Origin of the sequence: Methylobacterium sp. BTF04, assembly GCF_010692745.1 — a bacterium.
Lineage (GTDB): Bacteria > Pseudomonadota > Alphaproteobacteria > Rhizobiales > Beijerinckiaceae > Methylobacterium.
This window is the reverse complement of record NZ_JAAHTB010000121.1, coordinates 1-3,563: the sequence shown is the minus strand read 5'-3', so window position 1 is coordinate 3,563 and position 3,563 is coordinate 1. Positions and strand designations below refer to the sequence as shown.

4 protein-coding genes are annotated in these 3,563 nt (G+C 65.2%); all 4 read left to right on the top strand.

The features are described 5' to 3' along the window. Positions 1-524: phage tail tube protein (locus G3T14_RS23500; RefSeq protein ID WP_246733523.1), on the top strand; the 524-nt coding region annotated here is incomplete at its 5' end. A 10-nt stretch (positions 525-534) separates the two neighbouring features. Further along, positions 535-903 (top strand): hypothetical protein, encoded by a 369-nt coding sequence (locus G3T14_RS23495; RefSeq protein WP_163644911.1) that lies wholly within the window; start codon positions 535-537, stop codon positions 901-903. A gap of 86 nt (positions 904-989) precedes the next feature. Further along, the gene (locus tag G3T14_RS23490) at positions 990-1,211 is read left to right on the top strand and encodes a hypothetical protein (protein ID WP_348645338.1); all 222 of its coding nucleotides are present in this window, start codon (positions 990-992) and stop codon (positions 1,209-1,211) included. Then, positions 1,208-3,563 (top strand): phage tail length tape measure family protein (locus G3T14_RS23485; RefSeq protein ID WP_204263032.1); only part of this gene is annotated, 2,356 nt, incomplete at its 3' end. The genes G3T14_RS23490 and G3T14_RS23485, both read left to right, overlap by 4 nt.

Below are 3,563 nucleotides of genomic sequence, written 5' to 3'. Positions count from 1 at the left end.
AGCGCTCCGGCCTGCTCACCGCCACCATGGGGCTCATCGCCCAGGGCGAGACCAAACTGACAGCCTCAGGCGCCGGCACCCTCGCCGAGGCCTCGGTCGAGCGCTTCTCTCCCTTCCAGGGCAAGATCACCCGCGCGGGTGTGGACCTCGGTTCGGTCGTGTCGGCCGATTTCACCTACTCGAACAACCTCGACAAGGTGGAGACCATCCGCGGCGATGGCCGTATCGAGGACGCCGACCCCGGCATGGTCATGATGACCGGTAACATCGTGGTGCGCTTCAAGGACACCGCGCTGCTCGACCAGGCCACCGCCGGCACGCCCGTCGAGCTGACTTTCGGATGGGTCACCGACGCCGGCCGCTCGCTCGTCTTCAAGGCACACGCGGTCTACCTGCCGCGCGCCAAGACGCCCGTGACCGGTCCGAACGGCGTCCAGGCCACCTTCGCATGGCAGGCGGCCAAGGACATGACCCTCGGCAAGACGGTCACCGCCACCCTCATCAACAACGTATCGAGCTACTGAGGTCGCACGCGTGCTGAAGCTTTCCGCCCATCCATCTGCGCCTGCGTGGCTCGACCTGATGCCGGGTGTTCGCGTCCAGATGCGCCCTGCCACACCGGCAGCCATGATCATTGCCCGACGCGAGGCCGGGAAGGTGTTTCGGGCTGAGGGCGCCGATGACGATCCGGATACAGGCACGAAGGCGACGGTGGCCCTGGTGGGCGCTCTGGCGCGGTTCGCGATCTCCGATTGGTCGGGGGTCGGCAACGCCGAGGGCGAGCCTGTGCCCGTGACGGCCGAGAACGTGGATGCGCTCATGCAGATATGGCCCTGCTACGACGCTTTCGACCAGCAGTATGTCGGACCAATCCTCACCGGAGAGACGGAAAAAAACGGCTGAAGGCCCTCGCGGAGTGGCACTTCGCCGACCGGGGCCGCGATTACTGCGATGCGTGTGAAACCCAGTGCGCCGAATGCCCCTACCTGGTGCACGAACCACAGACTGCGGATGGCCTCACCGCGTGGGCGGTGATCGAGCGCTGCGCCGGCCAAGTTCGCGCGGGCCTCGGCAGCCCCTATGCCCTCGACTTCACCGCAATCCTGATGATGGCCGATGCGATGGGCGCGCGGTCTGGGCTGCTCGCCGACATGCTGCCTGTCGTTGAGCCATTGATCGTTCGCGCCTACCAAACCGAAGGCGATCCATGACCACCAACATCGCCATCAGATTGCAGGCCACCGGTGGCGCCGAGGTCAAGCGCGAGTTCGACGAAGCCGGCGCCGCCGGCAGGACGGCTTTCGACGGCGTCACATCTGCTCTGGATCGAACGAGCGCCGGGGCTGATAAGGTCGTCAGCAAGGTCAGGGAAGCCGCCGAGGCCGCCCGCGTCGCACAAACCACCGCGAACACAGCAGGTTCGCCCGTCAGCGGCGCCGGTAGCAGTCAGACTGGCGGATCCCCTGCGACCGCCGCGCAGATCAGTCGCATCCGGTCGCAGCTCGACGAGGACTATCGTCGGGAGCAGCAGGCCGATCGAGCCAATCGGCTTATCGGTCAGGGCGAGGCGTCGGGCCAGTTCACGCCATCCTATGCCGACCGTCTACGCACCCTGTCCGATCGCAAATACGGTCCGCAGAACGACAACCAGAAAGAGGGTCTGAGCACTTACGACCGCCTGTTCGTGAAGTATCAGGCGATTGATTCGGCTCAGCAGCTCTACTCCGGCGCATCCCCGAGCGTCGTCGCCCTCCAGCAGGGCGGGCAGGTGTTCCAGCAGCTCGCAGATCGCGAAGGCGGCTTGAAGTCCGGCCTTTCGCAGCTTGCGGAGAGCGCCAAAGGCCTCGTTACCCCGTTCACGGTGGCAGGTGCGGCCGTCGTTGCGGCCACCGCAGTCTTCGCGCTGGCGGCCTCATCTTACCAGCGCGATCAGGCCACGCTGACCCGCTCGCTCACCACAACGGGCCGTTCGACCGACCTGTCCGTCGCGCAACTCGACGCTCTGGCGAGCCGCACCGCCGAAGCGGGTAAGGTCTCCACGTCGACCGCGCGCGAGATCGCCGCCGGCTTCGCTTCGACCGGCGAGATCGCGGCGCCCGTGTTCGATGCACTCATCTCCAAGACCTCGGATTATGCCAAGATCATCGGCAGCGACGTGCCAACCGCCACAGCCGACCTCGCTCGGATGTTCGCGGATCCGGCACGTGGCGCCGAAGAGCTCGGCAACAAGCTGGGTGGGATCGACGACAAGACACGCCAGTACATTACGACGCTGGCTGAGCAAGGCGACAAGACGGCCGCGCAGACCGCACTCGCCGAAGCGCTAAAAGGTCAGATCGACGCAAACGCCGAAAGCACCACTCGATGGGGGCAGGCTTGGAACTTCGTCTCGGCTACCGCTGATCAAGCTTGGGAGAGCATCAAGCGGGCTGCAGGCGCGTCGGTGACGACACCGCAGAGTGTTCTCGCCGACCTGAACCTCCGGGTGGCTGAAGCAGAGAAAAGACAAGCCTCGTCTGCGTTCTTGGACCCGCTTCGGGCTCAGCGCGATGCGGTCCAGGCCGAAGCGGACAAGGCCGAGCGCGCGACGAAGGCTCGAGCTGAAGAGGAGGCGAGGGTCAAGAATTCCGTTGCGGCGGGAGCCGTAGCGCGCAGCATCGACCCGAACCTTGCCCAACTCACCGACGTCGACAAGAAGCTTGCAACACTCCGTGACGGGCTGTCCGATCCGCTTACCCGGGCGAAGATCGACCCGACCACCTTAGAGGCCGCTGACCGTGGGTATGATGCCCTCTTTCGGGCTCGTACAACCCTGGTCGACATCAATGGGAAGCTGATTTCGTCCGAGGAGCGTGTCCGGCAACAGGATCAGCTCACCCTCGATGCGAAGAACGCCAAGACCGACGCTGAGAAGGCCGCCGTCGCTGTCCGTCAGAAGGAGTTCGATCTCGCCGGTAAGGTGGTGACGACCCGTAGCGCGGCGGAGCAGTCCGCCATGGCCGGCGTCATCTCCAGCGCTGGCTCGGACTCGAAAGGGGACGGAAAGAGTGGCGCCGATAAGCGCGACGACTTCGACAGCGCCGAGCGCAACATCCAGAATTCGATCCGGCGCCAGAACGAGCAGAACGAGACCTATGGCATGGGTGCCGAGGCGGTGGCCCGGTACCGGACCCAGACCGAGCTTTTGACGGCCGCCAAGCGCGCCGAGCGCGAGGTCACCCCCGAACTGAGCGCCAAGATCGAGGAATACGCCAACCAGGCTTCCGAGGCGGCTAAGCGCAATGAGGAGCTTCGGGAATCCTCAAAACGCACCGACGAGTACCGTTCGATCGGCTCCGATGGGGTCCGCACCTTCGTTCGCGGGCTCAGCGACGGCGTTGCCCAGGGCAAGCTCCTTGAGAACGTCATGTCGAACTTGAAGAGCCGAATCGCGGATCTCGCATCCAACTCGATCAGCGACATGCTGTTCGGAAAGCGTGGGGGTTCGGACGCCGGCTTCCTGAGCAGTCTGTTCAGCGGCGGATCCAGCGCGGCCAACGCGCCGATAGCCGGGGCGCAGGGGC